This is a genomic window from Pseudomonas sp. NFPP12 (assembly GCF_900103205.1).
Classification (GTDB): Bacteria; Pseudomonadota; Gammaproteobacteria; order Pseudomonadales; family Pseudomonadaceae; genus Aquipseudomonas; species Aquipseudomonas protegens.
This window is the reverse complement of the sequence record NZ_FMWW01000007.1, coordinates 211,368-233,423: the sequence shown is the minus strand read 5'-3', so window position 1 is coordinate 233,423 and position 22,056 is coordinate 211,368. Positions and strand designations below refer to the sequence as shown.

The following is a 22,056-nucleotide window of genomic DNA, read 5'->3' as shown; positions in this document are numbered from 1 at the left end:
TGGCCCTCCCTTTTTTTGTTGCCTGCCACCATGCACTGTCCCTTCTGCGGTGCCAACGACACCAAGGTCATCGACTCGCGTCTGGTCGCCGAGGGCGAACAGGTGCGCCGCCGGCGTGAATGCCTGGCCTGTGGTGAACGTTTCACCACCTTCGAAACCGCCGAACTGGTGATGCCGCGCCTGATCAAGACTGACGGCAGCCGTCAGCCCTTCGACGAAGAAAAACTGCGCGCCGGTATGCAGCGCGCCCTGGAAAAACGCCCGGTGAGTGTCGAGCGTCTGGAGGCGGCGCTGGTGCACATCAAGCACAAGCTGCGCGCCACCGGCGAGCGCGAGGTCAAGTCGCTGGTCGTGGGTGAGCTGGTGATGACCGAGCTGCAGAAGCTCGATGAAGTCGCCTACATCCGCTTCGCCTCGGTCTATCGCCGTTTCCAGGACCTCAACGAATTCCGCGAAGAGATCGACCGTCTCGCCCGTGAGCCGGCCAAGCAATGAACCAGCCTGCCGAGCAAGCGGTCCTCGACGCCCACTACATGGCCCGTGCTCTGGAACTGGCGCGCAAGGGTCGCTACTCCACCCATCCCAACCCGCGTGTCGGCTGCGTCATCGTGCGCGACGGCCAGGTGGTGGGCGAGGGCTGGCACGTGCGGGCCGGCGAGCCCCATGCCGAGGTACATGCCCTGCGCGCGGCCGGTGAACTGGCCCGTGGCGCCACCGCCTATGTGACCCTAGAACCCTGCAGCCATCACGGGCGTACGCCGCCCTGCGCCGACGCCCTGGTCAATGCCGGTGTGGCACGGGTGGTCGCGGCCATGCAGGACCCCAACCCGGAAGTGGCCGGCCGTGGCTTGCAGCGCCTGGCCCAGGCCGGCATCGATACCCTTGACGGTGTGCTGGAAGGCGAGGCGCGGGCGATCAATAAAGGCTTTCTGAAACGCATGGAGCACGGCCTGCCTTATGTGCGGGTCAAGCTGGCCATGAGCCTGGATGGCCGCACCGCCATGGCCAGTGGCGAGAGCCAGTGGATCACTGGCCCTGCGGCGCGCTCTGCAGTGCAGCGCCTGCGGGCCGAGTCCAGCGTGGTACTGACCGGCGCCGACACGGTGCTGGCGGACGACGCGCGGCTGACCGTGCGCGCCGCCGAACTGGGCCTGGATGCCGAACAGACCGCCCTGGCCATGAGCCGGCCGCCGCTGCGGGTGCTGATCGACGGCCGCCTGCGGGTGCCTCTGGATGCGCCATTCTTCAAGGCCGGCCCAGCGTTGGTTGCCACTTGTGCGGCGGTGGAAGAGCAATACGCCAACGGCCCGGAATGCCTGATTGTTCCCGGCCCCGATGGCCAGGTGGATCTGCGTCGCCTGCTGTTGGAGCTGGCGGCCCGTGGGGTCAACGAAGTGCTGGTGGAAGCCGGCCCACGCCTGGCCGGGGCCTTTGCCCAGCAGGGCCTGGTGGACGAGTACCAGATATTCGTCGCCGGCAAGTTCCTCGGTTCCTCTGCGCGGCCGTTGCTGGACTGGCCGCTGGCGCAGATGAGCCAGGCGCCATTGCTGAAGATCATAGAAATGCGTGCGGTGGGCGATGACTGGCGAGTCACTGCCATCCCGGCCCCGCCAGCGAGCGTATAATTCCCGACTTTCGCCTACCCGGCGGCCCTGTTCTCGAGGAGGACTCCATGTTCACCGGCATCATCGAATCCATCGGCAGCATTCGCGCATTGACCCCAAAAGGCGGAGATGTGCGGGTCTATGTAGAAACCGGCAAGCTTGATCTGGCCGACGTCAAACTGGGCGACAGCATCGCGGTGAACGGCGTCTGCCTGACCGCTGTTGAACTGCCTGGCGATGGATTCTGGGCCGATGTCAGCCGTGAAACCCTGGACTGCACCGCCTTTCATCAGTTGAAGGCCGGCAGCCGGGTGAACCTGGAGAAAGCCCTGACCCCGACCACCCGCCTGGGCGGTCACCTGGTCAGTGGCCATGTCGACGGCGTCGGTGAAGTGGTGGCGCGGGAAGAAAATGCCCGGGCCATCCAGTTCCGCATCCGTGCACCGAAAGAGCTGGCCAAGTACATCGCCCATAAAGGCTCGATCACCGTCGACGGCACCAGCCTGACGGTCAACGCGGTCAATGGCGCCGAGTTCGAGCTGACCATCGTTCCCCATACCCTGGCGGAAACCATCATGGCCGACTACCGGCCGGGTCGGCAGGTCAACCTTGAGGTGGACCTGCTGGCGCGCTACCTGGAGCGTCTGCTGCTGGGCGACAAGGCGGCCGAGGCCACGGGCGGCACCATTACCGAAAGTTTTCTGGCCGCTAACGGCTATCTCAAATCCTGACTCAAGGGGGTGCCGAGTGGCGCTCAACAGCATCGAAGAACTGGTTGAAGACATCCGCCAAGGCAAGATGGTCATCCTCATGGATGACGAAGACCGCGAGAACGAAGGCGACCTGATCATGGCCGCCGAGTGCTGCAAGGCCGAACACATCAACTTCATGGCCAAGCACGCCCGCGGCCTGATCTGCATGCCCATGAGCCGCGAGCGCTGCGAGCTGCTCAAGCTGCCGCTGATGGCGCCGCGCAACGGTTCGGGGTTTGGCACCAAGTTCACCGTCTCCATCGAGGCCACCGAAGGCGTGACCACCGGTATCTCCGCCGCTGACCGCGCCCGTACCGTGCAGGCCGCCGCTGCCAAGGACGCCAAGGCCGAGGACATCGTCAGCCCGGGCCACATCTTCCCGCTGATGGCCCAGCCCGGCGGCACCCTGGCCCGCGCTGGCCACACCGAGGCCGCCTGCGACCTGGCGCGCATGGCCGGTTTCGAGCCCAGCGGGGTGATCTGCGAAGTGATGAACGACGACGGCACCATGTCCCGTCGCACCGAACTGGAAGCCTTCGCCGCCGAGCACAACATCAAGATCGGCACCATTGCCGACCTGATCCACTACCGGATGATCCACGAACGTACCGTTCAGCGGATTGCCGAGCAGCCGCTGGATAGCGAACTGGGCCAGTTCAACCTGGTGACCTATCGTGATTCCGTGGAAGGCGACGTGCACATGGCCCTGACCCTGGGCGAGATCTGCGCTGAAGAGCCGACCCTGGTACGGGTGCACAACATGGATCCGCTGCGCGACCTGCTGATGGTCAAGCAACCGGGCCGCTGGAGCCTGCGGGCGGCCATGGCCACGGTGGCCGAGGCCGGCAGTGGCGTGGTGCTGTTGCTCGGGCACCCGCTGGATGGTGATGTGCTGCTGGCACATATCCGTGAAACCGCGGAGCACCAGCCGGCGAAGAAGCCCACCACCTATAGCATCGTCGGTGCCGGTTCGCAGATCCTGCGCGACCTGGGCGTACGCAAAATGCGCCTGATGAGTGCGCCGATGAAGTTTAATGCGATATCCGGTTTCGACCTGGAAGTTGTAGAATACGTGCCCTCCGAATAAAAGCCGCCTGTTTCCGGCAGCCTATTCGCGGTTCAAATATCACTGAAGAGCGTGTACTAGACACGCTCTGGCTCTTTAAGAGATTTGTCGAATGACCCTGAAGACCATCGAAGGTACCTTCATCGCCCCTAAAGGCCGCTATGCCCTGGTGGTCGGCCGTTTCAACAGCTTCGTCGTCGAAAGCCTGGTCAGCGGCGCGGTTGACGCCCTGGTTCGCCACGGCGTGAGCGAAAGCGACATCACCATCATCCGTGCTCCTGGCGCCTTCGAAATTCCGTTGGTTGCACAGAAAGTGGCACAAAAGGGTGAGTTCGCGGCAATCGTCGCCCTGGGCGCGGTCATTCGTGGCGGTACCCCGCACTTCGAATACGTGGCTGGCGAGTGCACCAAGGGCCTGGCCCAGGTGTCCATGGAGTTCGGCGTGCCAGTGGCCTTCGGCGTGCTGACCGTTGACTCGATCGAACAAGCCATCGAGCGTTCCGGCACCAAGGCCGGCAACAAAGGTGCTGAAGCTGCCCTGTCCGCCCTGGAAATGGTCAGCCTGCTGGCGCAGTTGGAGGCCAAGTGATTAGCGACGATAGCGATCGTTTCAACCCGCGCGATCCCAAGCCTGCCAATGCCGGCAAGCCATCCAAGAGCGCCAAGCGTCGCGAAGCCCGTCAGCTCGCGACCCAGGCGCTGTACCAATGGCACATGGCCAAGCATTCGCTGAACGAGATCGAAGCGCAGTTTCGGGTCGACAACGATTTCACTGACATCGATGGCGCCTACTTCCGTGAGATCCTGCACGGGGTTCCGGCCAACAAGAACGAGATCGACACCGCGCTCGTGCCTTGCCTGGACCTGGCCATCGATGAGCTGGACCCTGTGGAGCTGGCGGTTCTGCGCCTGTCCACCTGGGAACTGCTCAAGCGCGTCGACGTGCCGTACCGCGTTGTGATCAACGAAGGTATCGAACTGGCCAAGGTCTTCGGTTCCACCGATGGCCACAAGTTCGTCAATGGCGTACTCGACAAGCTGGCCCCACGCCTGCGCGAAGCTGAAGTGAAGGCGTTCAAGCGCTGAACCGCGCTTGCAGCTGCCATGGGCGAGTTTGAGCTGATCCGTAACTTCTTCGCTGCCGCGCCTTGTGCGCAGGGCGGCGAGGGTGTTGCCCTGGGGATCGGCGACGACTGCGCCTTGCTGGCAGTTGCCCCTGGCGAGCAGTTGGCGATTTCCACCGACACCCTGGTGGCCGGTGTGCATTTCGCCGATCCCTGCGAGCCCTTTCTTCTTGGCCAACGCTCCCTGGCGGTGGCTGTCAGCGACCTGGCCGCCATGGGCGCTACGCCACTGGCCTTTACCCTTGCCCTGACCCTGCCGACGGTAAGCACCGATTGGCTGCAGGCCTATGCCCAAGGCTTGAATGCCATGGCGCAGAACTGCGGGGTGCGCCTGATCGGTGGCGATACCACCCGCGGCCCCTTGACCCTGACCCTGACGGTATTCGGCCGGGTACCTGCCGGCCTGGCCCTGACCCGCAGCGGTGCTCGGGCGGGCGATCTGTTGTGCGTCGGCGGTGACCTGGGCAACGCCGCCGGCGCCTTGCCGCTGGTTCTGGGCCAGCGCAGCGCCGAGCCGGCGCTGGCTGAGCCACTGCTGGCCCATTACTGGTCGCCGCAACCGCAACTGGCCCTGGGCCAGGCGCTGCGGGGCAAGGCCACGGCGGCGCTGGACATCTCCGATGGCTTGCTGGCCGACTGCGGCCATATCGCCACGGCCTCGGCGGTTGGTTTGCAGGTCGAGGTCGAGAAGCTGCCGCTGTCGCCGGCGCTGCTGGGCTTTCTCGGCCAGCAGCGCGCTCGCGCCGCGGCCCTGAGTGGCGGTGACGACTACGTCCTGGCCTTCACCCTGCCACCGGCCGAACTGGCGCCGCTACTGACGGCCGGCTGGCCAGTGCGGGTGGTCGGGCGAGTGGTGGCCGGGCAGGGGGTGACCCTGCTGGATGCCGATGGGCAGGACATCACCCCCGGCACCCGGGGTTATCAACACTTTCCGGAGACACAGTGACAGATCATCCCAAACAGGTCCCGGCGGAGTTCGTACCGCCGTCGGTGTGGCGCAACCCCTGGCATTTCCTGGCCTTCGGCTTTGGTTCCGGCACCTTGCCCAAGGCGCCGGGCACCTGGGGTTCGCTGGTTGCGCTACCCTTTATCCCGCTGTGGCAGATGTTGCCGGACTGGGGCTACTGGCTGATGCTCGGCATCACCATGCTGTTCGGCTTCTGGCTGTGCGGCAAGGTAGCCGACGATCTGCGAGTGCATGACCATGAAGGCATCGTCTGGGATGAAATGGTCGGCATGTGGATCACCCTGTGGCTGGTGCCCGAAGGCTGGTACTGGCTGCTGGCAGGTTTCCTGATGTTCCGCTTCTTCGACATTCTCAAGCCCTGGCCGATTCGCTGGATCGACCGGCATGTGCATGGCGGCGTCGGCATCATGCTCGACGACGTCCTCGCCGGGGTGTTTGCCTGGCTGGCGATGCAAGGGCTGGTGTGGTGCTTCAGCTGAGGAAATAGGCATGGGTGTGTGCCGCGCGCTGCTGGTATTGCTGGTTGCCTTGAGCTGTTGCAGCGTTCGGGCCGCGGAGCCGCAGGCGCAGCCCAGGCACATTCGCATCGCCAGCGAGGTCTGGAGCGATTACACCGAAGCCAACGGCGAGGGGCTGGGCTGGGACATCCTGCGCGAAGTCTTCGAGCCGCTGGGTGTGACCATCGAACGTTGCAGCGTGCCCTATACCCGTTCGGTCGGGCTGGTACAGCGCGGCGAAGTGGACGCCCACATGGGTGCCTACCGTGATGAGTCGCCGGGTGTGCTTTACCCCCACTGGAACTACGACACCGATCACATCTACGCCCTGGGACTGGCCAGCAACCCCGAGTTGAGCCTGGCGACTATCGCCAGTTACCGACTGGTCTGGGTGCGCGGCTACAAGTACCAGGACTACCTGCCCAATATCCGTCGCTACAACGAGATCCGCCGGCGCATCGGCATCCTGCCGATGCTGCTGTACAGCCGCGCCGACTATTACATCGATGCCCAGACCGAGATCGACTACGTGCTGGGGCAGGCCTCCGATCCGAGCCAGTTCAAGCGTACCCACCTGACCGAGCTGCCGCTGTACCTGGGGTTCGCCAGCAACCCGCGCGGGCGGGAAATGCGCGAACTGTACGACCAGCGCATGGCGCAACTGGTGAGCACCGGGCGTTTGCGGCCGATCTTCGAGCGCTGGAAACAGCCTTATCCCTTTGACGGGAGCCCTTAGCCGGCGGTGCGTTGATCAAACTTATCGATCTTTATCTCCGATAATTCAGCCTAAGCGTCCAGTGGAGGCTGCTGTTACAATGCCGCCTCTGCGAATCTCCAGTCCTCATACAGATCAGGAGCACAACAGTGCCCGTCGTTTTTGTTGCTGCTTGCAAGCTGCCTACGCCTTTTGCGCAATTCACCATGCATGGTTTTCTCGATGAAGCTACCGGCCGCGAGCATGTGGTGCTCAGCCTGGGCGATATCGCCGACGGCGCTCCGGTTCTCGGCCGCCTGCACTCCGAGTGCCTGACCGGCGATGCACTGTTCAGCCAGCGTTGCGACTGCGGCTCGCAACTGGAAGCCGCCCTGCAGGCCATCGCCCGCGAAGGTCGTGGGGTGTTGCTGTACTTGCGCCAGGAAGGCCGGGGTATCGGCCTCTTGAACAAGATCCGCGCCTACGAACTGCAGGACGGTGGCGCCGATACCGTGGAAGCCAACGAACGCCTGGGCTTTGCCGCCGACCAGCGCGACTACGCCATGTGCCTGCCGATGCTGGAGCACCTGGGGGTCAAGTCCCTGCGCCTGATGACCAACAACCCGCGCAAGGTCAAGGCCTTGACCGAGATGGGGATCCAGGTCGCCGAGCGCGTACCGCTGCACACCGGCCACAACCCGCACAACAAACTCTACCTGGCGACCAAGGCCAGCAAGCTCGACCACATGATGGGCAACGAGCACCAGGGCGAGGTCGACCGCGCGTGACCCGGGGCCAAGTCAAGCGGCGCCTGACCGTCAGTTGGTGGCAATACCTGGCCCTGGGCCTGTTGCCGTTGTTCGTGATCAACGCGCTGTTCGGCCAGGGCGAGCCCATCCTGCCGGTGCTGGCGATGCCGTTCTTCATTGCCGGGGTGGCATCGATGTTCGTCAGCCTGCGCTTCTTCGGCGGCTACAAGCACGCCCTGATCGCCACCCAGAAAGCCCTGGACACTCCCGAGGAACCGGCGGCCTGGATCAACCTTGCGGCCAGCCGGCGGGTGGCGTTCCTGGCGGCGTCGCTGCCGGCCTGGATCGGCACCCTGGCGGTGTTCGTCGGCCTGGAAGCGGTGCCGCTGATGCTTCTGGCGGTGTCCACGGCGGTGCTGTTCTACCTCTATCGCATTCCGCGTCAACTGGGCTGATGCTGCGCTGGCTGGCGGTCCTGTGCCTGCTGGCCAGTGTTCCGGCGCTGGCGGCGCAGCGGGTGGTGAGTCTTGCACCATCGCTCTCGGAAATCGTTGTAGAGCTGGGGGCCGCCGAGCTGCTGGTGGGCGTGCTGGATGCCGGTGAACGGCCCGCGCCGCTCAAGGACCTGCCTTCGGTGGGGCGCTACGGCCAGCTGGATATCGAGCGTTTGCTGAGCCTCAAGCCTGATCTGCTGTTGCTCTGGCCGGGCAGTGTCGGCCCGGCCCAGCGCGATCAACTGGCGCGCCTGGGGATCCCCACCCTGGTTGCCGAACCCCATGACTTCCCGCAACTGACCGCGCAGATTGCCGAGATCGGCGAGCGCCTGGGTCGCCCGGCGGCCGGCCGCGAGCTGGCCGCCGAGTTGAACGGGCAACTGGCTGCATTGCGCGTCCGCTATCACCGCGAACCGCCGTTGCCGGTGTTCTATCAGGTCTGGGACCAGCCGCTGTACACCGTGGGTGGTGGGCAGATCATCAGCGAAGCCTTGAGTGTCTGCGGCGCGCGCAATGTGTTTGCCGACCAGCAACTGCCGGCGCCCCAGGTCAGTATCGAGTCGGTGTTGCAGCGCAATCCGCAGGCGATCCTCGCCACCGCCCAGGGACAACTGGATGCCTGGAAGGACTGGCCGCAGGTCGCGGCGGTGCGGCAAGGGCGGTTGCTGCTGGTAAGGGACAAGGGCCTGGAGCGGCCCAGCGGGCAGATGATTGCCGCGACGGCCAGGCTCTGTGCCTTGATCGCACCTGAGCGCTGAGCCCCTTCACCGGCAGGCCTTGCCCTAGGGGCCTGTAGGAGCCGGCTTGCCGGCGAAGGCGGCGGACCTTACAGCTCAGGCGTCCAGGTCACGCCGAGCATCCAGGTACGGCCTTCGCTGCGGTAGCCATAGTCGTTGCCGTTGTACTCGTAGAGCGCGCGGCTATAGGACTTGTCGAAGATGTTGTCGAGTTTCAGGTCCAGCTTCACTTCCTGATTGATCGCCCAACTGCTTCGCAGTCCGAGCAGGCCGTAGCCGCCAATCGGGACCTGCTTTTTCGTGCTCAAGTCTTCACGGCTCTTGCTCACCAGTTGCCAACTGGCACCTAGCGCCAATCGGTCGAACTGCCGGTCTAGATCCAGATTCAAGGTGCGGCGGGCACGGCGCGGCAGTTGATGGCCATCCTTGCGATTGCGCGGATCAATGATCGCGGTGCCGATGCTGGTCTGCCAGCCGAACAGTTCCTGTTTCAGGGCCGCTTCGAAACCGTTGATTCTCGCTGCGCCAACGTTTTCCGGGCGTTGGGCTATGCGGTCATAAATGATTGCGTCCTTGATATCGGTGCGGAAGATCGAGGTCTCCAGGCGAGTGCTTTGCGTCAGCTGGTTACGCCACTGCAATTCATAGCTCTTGGAGTGTTCCGGCTTGAGGTCGGGGTTGCTGAAGCCGGGGTAATACAGGTCGCTGAAGTTGGGCGCCCGGAAACCTTCGCTATAGGAGAGCAGCAAGTCATTGTCCGGGTTGAGCGGCAGGGTAAAGGTGCCGCTCCAGGTGTTCTGGCTGCCATATTGCTGGTTCTGGTCGCGGCGCAGACCCAGCTCGGTGGAGAAACTGTCACCGCGAAAGCGGTGCTGAATGAAGGCCGCCCGGTTCCAGCGGCTGTCTTCGGCAAATCGCGCCGGGCTGGTATTGAGCCGGTCTTCGTACCAGTCAGCGCCGAGGATCAGGCTGTTGTGTTCGTCCAGGCGCAGATCGTTCTGCCAGTTCAGCGAGTCCCGGTAGGTATTGAATACGTTTCGTTCGTCACTGAGTTTGTCGCGCTTGAGGTCGCGGTTCTCGCTATGCCCCAGCTCTACTCGCGACGTCCAGTAATCATTGATGTGCGCATCGAGATAGCCGTTGACGCTGCTGACACTGAAGTCGGTGTAAGGATCCTGGGCGAAGACGTCGTAGCTTGAGTCGTAGCGCCCAAAGGGGTTGTCATAGCGCGTGCGACCACGGTTATCCAGCAGGTTGAGGCCTACCTCCAGGTCATCGTTCAGCGCATGGCTGAGGGTGAAGCTCAACGACTTGTTGCGGTAACCATCATGGTCGGCATCGCTGGGGAACGATTCGTGGGTCCAGTCGATCCCGGCGGTTTCATCCAGGTTGGCGCCGAGGCTGAAGCGTGTCTGTTGATCTCCACCGGACAGTCCCAGGCTGCGCTCCCAGGTCTGGTTGCTGCCAGCGGCGACGCGCATGCGCCCATGGAGCCCCGAGTCCGCTCCGCGTCGGGTGAAGATCTGGATCACCCCGCCAATGGCGTCGCTGCCATAGATCACTGAGCGCGAGCCACGCAGTACTTCCACCCTTTCTATCTGCTCGATACTGATGAACTGCAGGTTACTGTCGCCGCTCGATGAGCTGCTGATGCGCTGGCCGTCCACCAGCACCAGGCTCTGGGCCGAGTTGGTGCCGCGGATGAAGATATTCGGCAGGTTGCCGCGCCCGCCGCCCTGGGCTACCTGCACCCCCGGCACCCGCTGCAGCAGGTCGGTGAGGCTGGTGGGTTGCAGGCGGTCGATGTCTTCCCGGGTGAACACGGTGTTGGCGGCGCTGCTGTCATTGCGCGCTTCTACCTGGCGGTTGGCGCTGATCAGCATTTCGGGCAGTTTCAGGGCCTGATCGCGGTCGGGGGTGTCGGCAAAGAGTTCGGCGCAGGGCAAAAGGCAAAGCGGCAGGGCCAGGCGAGAGAGTTTCATGGCTATTCCGTTGGCGCGGCTCGGCCTTTGCCGCAAAGTGGGAGAGGCTGCACAGTGAAGGCCAAAAAGCGACGCCCGCATGGCGGGCGTGCAACAGCGGCTACAGCTGGCCGTTGTGGATCAAGCCAGGCCCAGCAGCGCCAGGCGCTGGCGCACCGAGGCCTCGATGCCGGCTTCGTCGAGGCCGCACTCGGCGAGCATCTGCGCCGGTTTGGCGTGCTCGACGTAGGCGTCCGGCAAGCCCAGGTGGAGGATCGGCTTGAGGATGTTTTCCCGTGCCAGGTATTCGCTGACCGCACCGCCGGCGCCACCCATGATGGCGTTTTCCTCGATGGTCACCAGCAGTTCGTGGCTGCTGGCGATCTCGCGTACCAGGGCTTCATCCAGTGGCTTGACGAAGCGCATGTCGACCACCGTGGCGTCGAGTTTCTCGGCCACTTGCAGGGCTTCGGCCAGTTGCACGCCGAACACCAGCAGGGCCACTTGCCTGCCCTGGCGGCGGATCACGCCCTTGCCGATCTCGATCGGTTCCAGGCTCTTGTCGATCGGTGCGTTGGGGCCGGTGCCGCGCGGGTAGCGCACGGCCGCAGGGCCGTTGTACAGGTGCCCGGTGCTGAGCATCATGCGCAGCTCGTTCTCGTCGCTCGGGGTCATCACCAGCATGCCGGGGATGCAACGCAGGTAGGAGAGGTCGAAGCTGCCGGCGTGGGTCGGGCCGTCTTCGCCCACCAGGCCGGCGCGGTCGATGGCGAACAGCACGTCGAGGTTCTGTACCGCCACATCGTGGATCAGTTGGTCATAGCCGCGCTGGAGGAAGGTCGAATAGATCGCCACCACCGGCTTGGCGCCCTCGCAGGCCATGCCGGCCGCCAGGGTCACGGCGTGCTGCTCGGCAATTGCCACGTCGAAGTAGCGCAGCGGGAAACGCTCGCTGAAGGCCACCAGGTCCGAACCTTCCTTCATCGCCGGGGTGATGCCCACCAGGCGCGGGTCGGCGGCGGCCATGTCGCACAGCCATTCGCCGAACACACCTGAATACTTCGGCCCGCCGGCCTTTTTCGGCGCGGCCGCCGGGGCGTCCAGGGGTTCCAGCTTGGTAATCGCGTGGTAGCCGATCGGGTCGACCTCCGCCGGGGCGAAGCCCTTGCCCTTCTTGGTCACCACATGCAGGAACTGCGGGCCCTTGAGGTCGCGCATGTTGCGCAGGGTGGCGATCAGGGTCGGCAGGTCATGGCCGTCGATGGGGCCGATGTAGTTCCAGCCCAGTTCTTCGAACAGGGTGCCGGGGACCAGCATGCCCTTGGCGTATTCTTCGGTGCGGCGAGCGATTTCCCAGGCCCCGGGCAGGCGCGACAGCACTTTCTTGCTGCCTTCGCGCATGCTGGCGTAGGTGCGGCTGGAGAGAATCTTGGCCAGGTAGTTGGACAGCCCGCCGACATTGCGCGAGATCGACATGTCGTTGTCGTTGAGGATCACCAGCATGTTGGCGTCCACCTCCGGCGCGTGGTTCAGGGCCTCGAAGGCCATGCCCGCGGTCAGGGCGCCGTCGCCGATCACGGCGATGGCCTTGCGCTCGCTGTTCTGCAGGCGTGCGGCGATGGCCATGCCCAGGGCAGCGCTGATGGAGGTACTGGAGTGGCCGACGCCGAAGGTGTCGTACTCGCTCTCGGAGCGCCGCGGGAAAGCGGCCAGGCCGTCTTTCTGGCGCAGGCTGGCCATCTGCTCACGGCGCCCGGTGAGGATCTTGTGCGGATACGCCTGGTGACCCACGTCCCACACCAGCCGGTCGTCCGGGGTGTCGAACACGTAATGCAACGCGATGGTCAGCTCGATGACCCCGAGGCCGGCACCGAAGTGCCCGCCGGTCTGGCCGACCGTGTAGAGCAATTCCAGGCGCAACTCATCGGCCAGGGTTTCCAGCTCGGCTTCGCCTAACCGGCGCAGGCCGTCCGGCGTCTGGGCGCGGTCGAGCAGCGGCGTGGTCGGGCGTTTGCGGGGAATCTCATGAAACGTCGTGGGCATCAGGCGAATCGTTATAGGTATAGAAAGAGGCGGCAGTTTACCTTATGCATCGCAAGCTGCCCACGCAGAGCGCCGAACTTGGCCGATATGCGGTCCTGCTACGGACCGCCGATCAGCTGCGGCGTTCGACGATATAGCGCGCCAGCTCGCGCAGCGGCTCGGCCGCTGCGTCAAACGGACGCAGGGCATGCAGCGCCTGGTCGCGCAGTTCCAGGGCGTACTCCTTGGCTGCGGCCAGGCCCAGCAAGGCCGGGTAGGTCGGCTTGTCCCGGGCGATATCGGCGCCCTGGCGCTTGCCCAGGGTGGCGGTATCGCTTTCGACATCGAGAATGTCGTCCTGCACCTGGAACGCCAGGCCAATGGCCTGAGCGTAGGTTTGCAGGGCCTTGAGCTCGTCCTTTTCGGCCCGGCCACTGGCCAGGGCGCCAAGAATCACGCTGGCTTCGATCAGTGCCCCGGTCTTGTGCCGATGCATGTATTCCAGGGCCTGCTGGTCCAGCTTGAGCCCCACGGAGCCGAGGTCGATGGCCTGGCCGCCGACCATGCCCGCCGGGCCCGCGGCCTGGGCCAGGGTGGTGACCATGCGCAGGCGGATCTCGGCGCTGGCGTCGCTCAGGGCCGGGTCCAGCAGGGCGCTGAAGGCCAGGCTCTGCAGGCCGTCGCCGGCGAGGATCGCGCAGGCTTCATCGAAAGCCTTGTGGGTAGTGGGCTGGCCGCGGCGCAGGTCGTCATCGTCCATGGCCGGCAGGTCATCGTGCACCAGGGAATAGGCGTGGATCAGCTCCACCGCGCAGGCGGCGCCGTTGGCTTGCTCGGGCTTGCCGCCCAGGGCCTCGCAGGCGGCGTAGGCCAGCAGCGGGCGCACGCGCTTGCCGCCATTCATCACGCTGTAGCGCATGGCTTCATAGAGGCGGGCAAGTTCGGGGCTAGGGGCGGTGAACAGGGTGTGCATTGCAGCGTCGACGCGGGCCTGGCTGGAGGCCTGATAGGCGGTAATCATTCCGGCTGTTCCGCATCGAAGGGCTGTTCCGCCAACTCGCCATCGCGCTCCAGGAGGATCTGCACCTTCTGCTCGGCCTGGGCCAGGGCCGCCTGGCAATCGCGGGTCAGGCCGATGCCTTGCTCGAAGGCGGTCAACGAGTCTTCCAGCGACAGCTCGCCGTTCTCCAGACGCTCGACCAGGGTTTGCAGGTCGGCGAGGGATTGTTCGAAATCTAAGGCAGCTTTTTTGCGGGCCATGGCGGCTATCCCGGTTGACGTTAAACCGGCGCGACACTAGCAGACAGCGGGGTTTCGGGCAAATGAGAAGCGCCCGCTGGCGGGCTTCGGGCGGGGGGCGTTGGGGTAGGGGGGTTGGGGTTTTCACGACGCGCATTGCTCCCGGGATTGAAGGGGGGTGATGGCGCTGTAATGGCACTTGCTGCGGGGGTTTCAGGGCATTGCCGATTCCCTCGCAAATTCCTTTTCCGGCAATTGTGCAACAGGCGCCAAGTCGCTAATCTGCGGCCTTTCCAACGCCCTTTGTTGCCGGGCACTCTTTCTGAATATTTGCAGCCGCGCCGAGGATCTGGCGCCAGGGTTTTCCCATGCATGGCAGGACGCATTACATGCGCGCTCTATCCTCCCTTCTGCTGACCTTGCTGCTGGCCGGGCCGGCATTCGCCGAGCCTTCTGCCGAGCTGCAGGAACCCCTGGCCGGCTGGCGTTATTCCGGCCTGCTGGACCGCACCGAGCAGGATCGCGTGGCCTATCCGACGCCGCCCATCGACCGCGGCATCCAGCGCAACCGCACCCTGATCGAAGGCCAGCTCAAGGCCATTGGCCATTTGCGCCAGCCCCACAGCCTGTCGGTCAACGGCAACCCGTTGAATCTCTATACCGACGAGCAGGGCCGTTTTGCCCGGCCCTATGCGTTCGGTGCCGGCTCCAACAGCGTCGAAGTGCGCAGCTCCGAGGGCAAGTCCCTCAAGCGCGTGCAGTTCTATGAAGCCAACCTGAACAAGACTCCACCGCGCATTCGCGTAGTGCTGGGCTGGGACGATCCCAAGGCCGAGCTGGACATGCACATCATTACCCCCGACGGTCAGCACGCCTTCTTCGGCCACCCCGGCCTGACCAATGGCGGCGGCCTGGACCCGGACGGCGTCGATGGCCCGGGCCCGGAAATGTTCACTATGACCGCACCGCTGCGGGGCACCTACCTGATCTACGTGAACTACTGGGGCAACTTCGGCAGCGGCGGATACAACTTCGACGAAGGCAGCAATCAGAACGAGGTGATCACCTCGCAGATCAACCTGATCCTTAACGAAAACACCGTCGATGAGAAACGCGAGACCTTTATCGTGCCCATGCGGGCCATCGGCGACCTGTTGCTGGTCAAGTCTTTCAACTATTGAACATCCCGCACCACGGATGAATTGGGCTTTGTGAATCATGAGCGAAAACACAGCATCCCCGGCAGCCGGCGTGCCCGGTACTGAACAACCCGCCAGCAAGCGGCGCTGGCCGGTCCTGGTCATGGGCCTGTGCCTGGTGGCGGCCGCGGTCACCGGCGTGGGCTGCAAGCCCAAGACTCCGGTGGCGGAGCTGGCCGGCGACAAGCTGGGCCTGAGCCGCCCCGATGGGCTGCTGGAAACCCATTCCCTGGCGCAGTTGCCCAAGGCCCTGCTGGCAGTGCCTTTCCTCAAGGAAACCCTGACCGAGGATTTCGTCTTCTATTACCAGACCCACGCCGACCGCCTGGGCCTGATCGGCAGCCTGCGGCGGATCATCTACGAGCATGACCTGAAGCTGCAGGACAACCTGATCGAGCAGTTGTTCGACCAGCCGGCCGACGTGGCGCTGTGGCGCGGCGCCGACGGGCGTCTCAAGGACTTCCTGCTGGTGATGGACCGCGGCGGCCTGGCCAAGCTGCTGGAGCCCCTGGCCAAGGTGGCCCTGGATGACACCCAGTTGAGCAAGCTGGCGGACCTGAAGGTCGGTGGCGATGCGGTGACCCTGTACCAGTTGAATTACAACGCCAGCCGGTCCCTGGCATTCGCCTCCCACGGCGACAAGCTGGTGGTGCTGTCCAACCCCGCCAAGCTGTATGACCCCGCCACCGGCGCCGACGACGAGCATGGTGCGGTGTCCACCACCGCCCTGGAGGCCCTGCTCAACGGCGACAAACTGTTCCCCGAGGCCTTTGGCCTGGAAGCGCGCAAGCCTGAAGTGCAGCAGCGGCTGGCAGTCAATTCCAGCGTTCTGGCCATGGGTTACCAGCGCTTTATCCCCAACTTCGCCGGCCTGCGCTTCGACATGGACGACAAGGGCTGGCACAGCTACCTGGCCATGCAAGAGCAGGACAACCAGCCGGCGTTCGACTTCAAGCCGATCTGGCAGGCCATGCCCATGGGCGCCAGCGCCTGCGTAGCCTTGCCCCTGGCGGCGGAGCAGCAGAAGCCGTTGCTGGTCAAGCTGGGCGCCGAAGAAGCGGTGGCCACCACCCTGACCGAGCACATGGCCGGGACCGCCGGCCTGTGCTGGTACGCCGACTCGCGGCTGTACACACCGCTGCTGGTGGCCAGCCTCAAGGACAAGGACAATGCCAAGCTCGATGCGGACCTGGGCAAGCTGTTCGGCTCCATGGTCGGCACCCGGGAAAGCAAGGTGGCGGAGCGCATCTTCCCGGTGGTCGAGCAGCAGAACGGCGACGTGCACCAGTGGCAGCGCCAGGTCAGTTCCAACTTCGGCCAGTACCCGGCCAAGGAAGCCAAGGACCCGCAAACCATCACCGGTCGCGCCTTCATGCAGGTCAGCCTGGCCCGCCATGGCTCGACCTTGGTGTTCTCCCTGGATGACAAGCTTGTGAGCAAGGCCCTGGGCACCCTGGACAAGCGCTTCCCGCCCCTGGCGGACGTGGTGCCCAAGGATGCACTGATGCCGGTGTACCTGGGCCCGCAGTCCCTGGCCCAGCTGATCCAGCAGGAAACCTTCGACAGCCTGCCCCAGGACATGGAGCCGGTGTTCAACAACGCCGCGCAAACCTACTTGGTGCCCAAGCTGCGTACCCTCGGCGGTTATGGCAAGTACGCCCTGACCCTGCCCGAAGGCAGCGAGCCCGACGGTCACTGGCAATGGCTGCCTCTGCAATGGCGTGCCCTGTGAGTGCACTGCGCAAAGGTCTGAGCAGCCTTGGCCTGTTGGCCTTGTTGCTGAGCAGCGCCGTGGGCGCGACCCAGGCTCCGCCCCTGGACGTGCAGCAGTCCCAGGTGTTCCGTGCCTGGTTCGTGCGCATCGCCCAGGAGCAGTTGAGCCAGGGCCCGAGCCCGCGCTGGTACCAGCAGGACTGCGCGGGCCTGGTGCGCTTTGCCGCCAACGAAGCGCTCAAGGTCCACGACAACAAATGGCTGCGGGCCAACGGCATGTCCAATCGCTACCTGCCGCCGGAGCTGCAACTGAGCGAAGGCCAGCGCGGCCTGGCCCAGCAGTGGCAGCAGGGCGGCGGCCAGACCGGGCCCTACGTCAATGCCATCAAGCTGATCCAGTTCAACAGCCATCTGGTGAGCCGTGACCTGGGGCAGGCGCGCCCCGGTGACCTGTTGTTCTTCGACCAGGGCGACGACCAGCACCTGATGATCTGGATGGGCCGCAACATCGCCTATCACACCGGCACCACCACTCCCACCGACAACGGCATGCGCTCGGCTAGCGTGCAGCAACTGATGACATGGAAGGACACTCGATGGATACCCGACTCAGCCAACCCCAACTTCATCGGCATCTATCGACTGAACTTCCTCACCCAATGAGCGAATCCCGTATGTCCCGTTTTCTGTTTCGCCTGACCCTGGCCTTGACCCTGCTCACCCCCGTGGCCCTGGTCAACGCCGAAGACTCGGTGCCGCCCAGCGACTATGCGGCGGTCTCCGGCGAGAGTTTCTTCCTCCTGGCCGACAGCAGTTTCGCCAGCGACGAACAGGCCATGGTGCGCCTCGAAGCCCCGGGCCGTGACTACCGGCGCTTTCGCATGGAGCCCTATGGCGGCGCGGACATCCGGGTGTACCGGATCGACCAGCCGCTGGACTTTCTCAAGCGCCAGAAGAACCTGCACCGGGTGGTCAGCGACGGCCAGTTCAAGGGCGAGGGCCTGTCCAACACCCTGGCCTACCTGTGGGACAACTGGTACCGCAAATCCCGCCGGGTGATGCAGCGCGCCTTCTCCTACGAGTCACGCAAGCAGGTCACCGAAGAGGTGCCGGAACTGAAGGTGGGCAACTCCATGCTGGCGCCGACGCCGTATGACGCCCAGCCGCAATTCGCCCTGATCCCGGGGCTGCCTCTGGTGACCCAGTTCCGTTATCCGCTGTGGCAGGCCAAGCCGATCCAGCCGCCGGCCGGGGTAAACCTGTCCGGTTCCTCCAGCCAGTTCATCACCGTCGCCCCGGGCAACGTCTACATCCCGCTGGGGCAGCTCAAGCCCGGCCTGTACCTGGTGGAGGCCCTGGTGGGCAAGTACCGCGCCACCACCATGGTCTTTGTTTCCAACACCGTGGCGGTGAGCAAGATCGCCGGCGACGAACTGCTGGTCTGGGCCGCGGGCAAGCATGAAGGCAACTCGGTGCCCAAGGTCAATGTGCTGTGGACCGACGGCCTCGGCGTGATGAACAGCGGCGCCACCGACGAACAGGGCCTGGTGCGCCTCAAGCACGTCAGTCCCGAGCGCTCCTACGTGATCGGCGAAGACCAGGAAGGCGGGGTGTTCGTCTCCGAGAACTTCTATTACGACAGCGAAATCTACGACACCAAACTGTATGCCTTCACCGACCGGCCGCTGTATCGCCCGGGGGACTGGGTATCGCTGAAGATCGTCGGTCGCGAGTTCAAGAACGCCCGGGACTCGGTACAGCCGGGTGCCGGCACGGTGAACGTCAGCGTGCTGGATGCCGCCGGCACCGCCCTGCAGAACATGACCCTGAACCTGGACTCCAAGTCCGGCACCCAGGGCCGCTTCCAACTGCCGGAAAATGCCGTGGCCGGTGGTTATGAACTGCGTTTTGGCTACAAGGGCCAGGTCTACAGCAGTGCCTTCCGCGTGGCCGAGTACATCAAACCGCACTTTGAAGTTTCCCTGGCCCTGGCCAAGCCGGACTTCAAGACCGGCGAGCCGGTGAAGGGCAACCTGGTACTGCTCTACCCCGACGGCAAACCGGTGGCCAACGCTCGCCTGCAACTGAGCCTGCGGGCCCAGCAGCTGTCCATGGTGGACAACGAACTGCAGTACATGGGCCAGTTCCCGGTGGAGTTGACCAGCGCCGAACTGACCACCGATTCCAAGGGCAGTGCGACCCTCGACCTGCCGGCGGCGGACAAGCCCAGCCGCTACATGCTCACCGTATTCGCCAGTGATGGCGCTGCGTATCGGGTCAAGACCACCAAGGAAATCCTCATCGAGCGTGGCGCGGCGAGCTTCAGCCTCAGCGCGCCGCAGCGTTTCAGCGCGGCCGGCGACAAGGTGCAGTTCAGCTACGCCAACCAGAACACCAGCGAGCAGAGCAAGAACGTCAAGCCGAGCCGCTACGGTTGGGTGCGCATGGAGGACCAGTCCACCGGCGAGGGCAAGCTGGCTGCCGCCGACAGCGGTTTCGCCCTGGCCTTCGAGCGCCCCGGTACCTACAACCTGACCCTGCGCGACGAGCACGATCGTGTACTGGGCGGCACCAGCCACTCGGTCACTGGCGAGGGCGTGAAAGCGGTGCCGGGCACCGTGGAAATCGTCCTCGACAAGCCCGAGTACAAGGCTGGTGACGAAGCCCTGGCGCTGATCACCTTCCCGGAGCCGATCAACGACGCCCTGCTGTCCCTGGAGCGGGACAAGGTCGAGGCCACGGCGCTGCTGTCCAAGGGCGGCGATTGGCTCAAGGTGGAAAAACTCAGCCCCACCCAATACCGCGCCCGGGTGCCGGTGAAGGACGGCTTTGCGCCGAACCTGACCTTTTCCGTGCTCTACACCAAGGGCGGCGAGTACAGCTTCCAGAACGCCGGGATCAAGGTGCTGACGCCGCAGATCGATGTGGCCATCCATACCGACAAGGACAAATACCAGCCGGGTGACATGGTCACCGTCGACCTGTCTACCCAGTTCGCCGGCAAGCCGGTGCCCGCACACCTGACGGTCAGCGTGGTGGACGAAATGGTCTACGCCCTGCAACCGGAAGTGGCGCCGAGCATCGACCAGTTCTTCTACCACCCGCGGCGCAACAATGTGCGCACCAGCGCCAGCCTGTCGTTCATCAGCTACGACGTGGCCCTGCCGGGCAGCCCCACCGCCCCGGGCAAGGCCAACCGCAGCGAACGCGGGGTCAAGGTACTGGAGCGTCCGCGGCGCGAAGACGTCGACACCGCTGCCTGGCAGCCTGAGCTGGTCACCGACGGTAGCGGCAAGGCGCGTTTCACCTTCCGCATGCCGGATTCCCTGACCCGCTGGCGCATCACTGCCCGGGCCATCGCCGATGATGGCCAAGTGGGGCAGAAAAAGCAGTTCGTGCGTTCCGACAAGGCCCTGTACCTGAAGTGGAGCGGTCCGACCCGCTTCCGCACGGGTGACAAGCCGGACCTGGGGGTATTCGCCTTCAGCCAGTCCGAACAACCCACCAAGGCCGAACTGGTGATCCATTACGCCGGGGAGTCCCAGCGCCTGCCGCTGACCCTCAACAGCGGCATCAACTATGTGGCGCTGCCGGCCATTGCCCCAGGCAATGGCGAGTGGAGCGCCGAGCTGGTGCAGGGCGGCAAGACCGTGGATGCCCTGGCGGTGCGCCTGGTGAGCAGTGCGGCCGGCTGGCAGAGCGTGCAGACCCAGAGCCTGGACGTGGTCACCATCAGCACGCCGCTGGGCCTGCCGGCCGATGCTGCGGACATTCGCCTGCGCCTGGACGACAGCCCGCAAGCGCTGTTCCGTTCGGCCCTGGATGACCTGCTGGAATACCCGTATGGCGGCGTCGAACAGACCGCCAGCCAGTTGCTGCCGTTGAGCGTTGCCTACCCGGCGCTGGCCAGCAATCCGCAGATCCGCGACCGGCTGCGGCTGATGATGCAGAACAGCCGTCTGCGCCTGGTGCACATGGCCGGGCCGGAAGCGGCATTCACCTGGTGGGGCGAAGATGCCGAGCCGGATGCCTTCCTCACCGCCTACGCCTATTACGCCGACTGGAATGCGAGCAAGGTGCTGGACCTGAACCTGCCGCCGGAGCACTGGCAGCGGGTGCTGGAGGTCTACGCCAAGCAGGCTGGCAATACGCCGTTGCTGCAACGGGCGCTGATCCTGTCGTTCGCCCGTGAAATGAAACTGCCGATCAACACCCTGGTCAGCGGCCTGATGGACGACCTGGCCAAGGCCGGTAGCGGCCCGGCAGCCAGCATGCAGGACAACGGCAGCGACAGTCTGGTGATGGACGATCCGGATTCGGCCCTCGGCCTGGCCAGCGCCCGGGTGCTGGCCGCGGCCCTGGCGCGGGATGCCAAGGTCACGCCACCCGCGGCGTTCGTCGCCCAACTGGAAGCGGCGCAGCAGCAATTGGATATCAGCTCCCAGCCGTTCACCCAGGCCCTGAGCCTGTCGCTCAAACCGTTCGACCAAGGCGCGGCGCGTGCCTTGCTGCAACGCCTGCTGCCGTCGCAATCGACCCTGGAACGGGCCCTGGCCCTGACCTGGCTGCAGCGCAGCATCGCCCAGTCGACCCCGGCGGTGGCCTTGAACCCGGGGCAGGGCTGGCAACAGCGCCAGGGCGCCAGCGGTGAAAGCTACTGGCAGTGGCAAGGGGCGCAGGTGCCGACGGTACTGGCCCTGGGCTCTGTGCCGGAACGTCCGCTGCGGGCGTCGGTGAGCTACCTGAGCAAGCTGGACATGGGCACGCCGTCGCCGGTGAACATCACCCGCCGCCTGTTGCGCCTGGTGCCGGGGGACGAAGCCTTCACCTTCAAGCTGGAACCGGTGGGCAACAAGCCGATCGCCAGTGACGGCCTGTACCTGGACGAAGTGATCATCGCCAACGAAGGCAACCGGCCGCTGCTGTACGGCATGCTGGAAGTGCCGCTGCCGCCGGGTGCCGATGTCGAGCGCACCACCTGGGGCATCAAGCTGGCCGGCCCGGCCGGTACGGAGGCGGCGTCCCTGGAGAAGGCTCGTTCCGAACCTGGGCAGATGAGCTACGCGGTGCCGCTGGATGCGTTGAACGACGGCAGCGAAGTGCGCCTGCGCCATCTGGTTCGCTTCTCCCAGAAAGGCCAGTTCAATCTGCCGCCGGCACGTTTCTACCAGGTGTACGCACCGGAGCATCAGGCTCAGGAACGCACCCCGGCCCTGGGTCAGGTCACGGTCAAATAAC

20 protein-coding genes are annotated in these 22,056 nt (G+C 64.8%); 16 read left to right on the top strand and 4 right to left on the bottom strand.

Features of this window, described 5'->3' with window-relative positions; genetic code table 11:
- The first annotated feature begins 30 nt into the window (after positions 1–30).
- The 12 genes from nrdR (at position 31) to BLS75_RS28930 (ending at position 8,705) form a co-directional block, all read left to right on the top strand.
- Positions 31–495 carry a transcriptional regulator NrdR gene (gene nrdR / locus BLS75_RS28985; protein ID WP_019095943.1) on the top strand — a complete coding sequence of 155 codons (465 nt, stop codon included), beginning with the start codon at positions 31–33 and terminating at the stop codon, positions 493–495.
- Positions 492–1,625, top strand: coding sequence for a bifunctional diaminohydroxyphosphoribosylaminopyrimidine deaminase/5-amino-6-(5-phosphoribosylamino)uracil reductase RibD (gene ribD, locus BLS75_RS28980; protein ID WP_072452871.1), 1,134 nt, complete (start codon positions 492–494; stop codon positions 1,623–1,625). Before nrdR ends, ribD begins: the two co-directional genes overlap by 4 nt.
- A gap of 47 nt (positions 1,626–1,672) precedes the next feature.
- Positions 1,673–2,335: a riboflavin synthase gene (locus tag BLS75_RS28975; RefSeq protein ID WP_011063737.1), complete on the top strand. Its 663-nt coding sequence runs from the start codon at positions 1,673–1,675 to the stop codon at positions 2,333–2,335.
- A 16-nt stretch (positions 2,336–2,351) separates the two neighbouring features.
- A complete protein-coding gene (gene ribBA / locus BLS75_RS28970) occupies positions 2,352–3,443 on the top strand; it encodes a bifunctional 3,4-dihydroxy-2-butanone-4-phosphate synthase/GTP cyclohydrolase II (RefSeq protein WP_011063736.1) in 1,092 nt (363 codons plus the stop codon).
- A 91-nt stretch (positions 3,444–3,534) separates the two neighbouring features.
- Positions 3,535–4,011 (top strand): 6,7-dimethyl-8-ribityllumazine synthase, encoded by a 477-nt coding sequence (gene ribE / locus BLS75_RS28965; RefSeq protein WP_011063735.1) that lies wholly within the window; start codon positions 3,535–3,537, stop codon positions 4,009–4,011.
- Positions 4,008–4,508 (top strand): transcription antitermination factor NusB, encoded by a 501-nt coding sequence (nusB, locus tag BLS75_RS28960; RefSeq protein ID WP_011063734.1) that lies wholly within the window; start codon positions 4,008–4,010, stop codon positions 4,506–4,508. The genes ribE and nusB overlap by 4 nt, the downstream gene beginning before the upstream one ends.
- Before the next feature lie 18 nt (positions 4,509–4,526).
- Entirely contained in the window at positions 4,527–5,492 is a 966-nt protein-coding gene (thiL, locus tag BLS75_RS28955; protein ID WP_072452873.1) for a thiamine-phosphate kinase, read from the top strand.
- Positions 5,489–5,992 carry a phosphatidylglycerophosphatase A family protein gene (locus BLS75_RS28950; protein ID WP_011063732.1) on the top strand — a complete coding sequence of 168 codons (504 nt, stop codon included), beginning with the start codon at positions 5,489–5,491 and terminating at the stop codon, positions 5,990–5,992. The genes thiL and BLS75_RS28950 overlap by 4 nt, the downstream gene beginning before the upstream one ends.
- 10 nt (positions 5,993–6,002) lie before the next feature.
- Entirely contained in the window at positions 6,003–6,746 is a 744-nt protein-coding gene (locus BLS75_RS28945; protein ID WP_015637198.1) for a substrate-binding periplasmic protein, read from the top strand.
- 128 nt (positions 6,747–6,874) lie between these two features.
- Complete coding sequence (gene ribA / locus BLS75_RS28940; RefSeq protein ID WP_011063730.1) at positions 6,875–7,492, top strand: GTP cyclohydrolase II; 618 nt, start codon at positions 6,875–6,877, stop codon at positions 7,490–7,492.
- Positions 7,489–7,908 (top strand): hypothetical protein, encoded by a 420-nt coding sequence (locus tag BLS75_RS28935; RefSeq protein ID WP_011063729.1) that lies wholly within the window; start codon positions 7,489–7,491, stop codon positions 7,906–7,908. Before ribA ends, BLS75_RS28935 begins: the two co-directional genes overlap by 4 nt.
- The gene (locus tag BLS75_RS28930; protein ID WP_011063728.1) at positions 7,908–8,705 is read left to right on the top strand and encodes a cobalamin-binding protein; all 798 of its coding nucleotides are present in this window, start codon (positions 7,908–7,910) and stop codon (positions 8,703–8,705) included. The genes BLS75_RS28935 and BLS75_RS28930 overlap by 1 nt, the downstream gene beginning before the upstream one ends.
- Before the next feature lie 68 nt (positions 8,706–8,773).
- Here BLS75_RS28930 and BLS75_RS28925 read toward each other — a convergent pair whose 3' ends face one another.
- The 4 genes from BLS75_RS28925 to BLS75_RS28910 all read right to left on the bottom strand — a co-directional run bounded on the left by BLS75_RS28925 (position 8,774) and on the right by BLS75_RS28910 (position 13,927).
- A complete protein-coding gene (locus BLS75_RS28925) occupies positions 8,774–10,666 on the bottom strand; it encodes a TonB-dependent receptor plug domain-containing protein (RefSeq protein WP_072452875.1) in 1,893 nt (630 codons plus the stop codon).
- Positions 10,667–10,786: 120 nt separating this feature from the next.
- The gene (dxs, locus tag BLS75_RS28920) at positions 10,787–12,688 is read right to left on the bottom strand and encodes a 1-deoxy-D-xylulose-5-phosphate synthase (protein ID WP_011063726.1); all 1,902 of its coding nucleotides are present in this window, start codon (positions 12,686–12,688) and stop codon (positions 10,787–10,789) included.
- Between the two features lie 112 nt (positions 12,689–12,800).
- Positions 12,801–13,688, bottom strand: a complete 888-nt coding sequence (gene ispA / locus BLS75_RS28915) for a (2E,6E)-farnesyl diphosphate synthase (RefSeq protein ID WP_019092778.1) — start codon at positions 13,686–13,688, stop codon at positions 12,801–12,803.
- Entirely contained in the window at positions 13,685–13,927 is a 243-nt protein-coding gene (locus BLS75_RS28910) for an exodeoxyribonuclease VII small subunit (RefSeq protein ID WP_011063724.1), read from the bottom strand. Before BLS75_RS28910 ends, ispA begins: the two co-directional genes overlap by 4 nt.
- A gap of 368 nt (positions 13,928–14,295) precedes the next feature.
- Between BLS75_RS28910 and BLS75_RS28905 the strand changes: the two genes are divergently transcribed.
- From BLS75_RS28905 to BLS75_RS28890, 4 genes are read left to right on the top strand one after another with little or no spacing between them, the layout of a single operon-like run.
- The gene (locus tag BLS75_RS28905; protein WP_019092777.1) at positions 14,296–15,087 is read left to right on the top strand and encodes a YfaP family protein; all 792 of its coding nucleotides are present in this window, start codon (positions 14,296–14,298) and stop codon (positions 15,085–15,087) included.
- Positions 15,088–15,124: 37 nt separating this feature from the next.
- Positions 15,125–16,837, top strand: a complete 1,713-nt coding sequence (locus BLS75_RS28900) for a DUF2138 domain-containing protein (protein WP_072452877.1) — start codon at positions 15,125–15,127, stop codon at positions 16,835–16,837.
- The gene (locus tag BLS75_RS28895) at positions 16,822–17,481 is read left to right on the top strand and encodes a DUF1175 domain-containing protein (RefSeq protein WP_015637191.1); all 660 of its coding nucleotides are present in this window, start codon (positions 16,822–16,824) and stop codon (positions 17,479–17,481) included. The genes BLS75_RS28900 and BLS75_RS28895 overlap by 16 nt, the downstream gene beginning before the upstream one ends.
- Complete coding sequence (locus tag BLS75_RS28890) at positions 17,478–22,055, top strand: alpha-2-macroglobulin family protein (protein ID WP_072452879.1); 4,578 nt, start codon at positions 17,478–17,480, stop codon at positions 22,053–22,055. The genes BLS75_RS28895 and BLS75_RS28890 overlap by 4 nt, the downstream gene beginning before the upstream one ends.
- Position 22,056 lies beyond the last annotated feature (1 nt).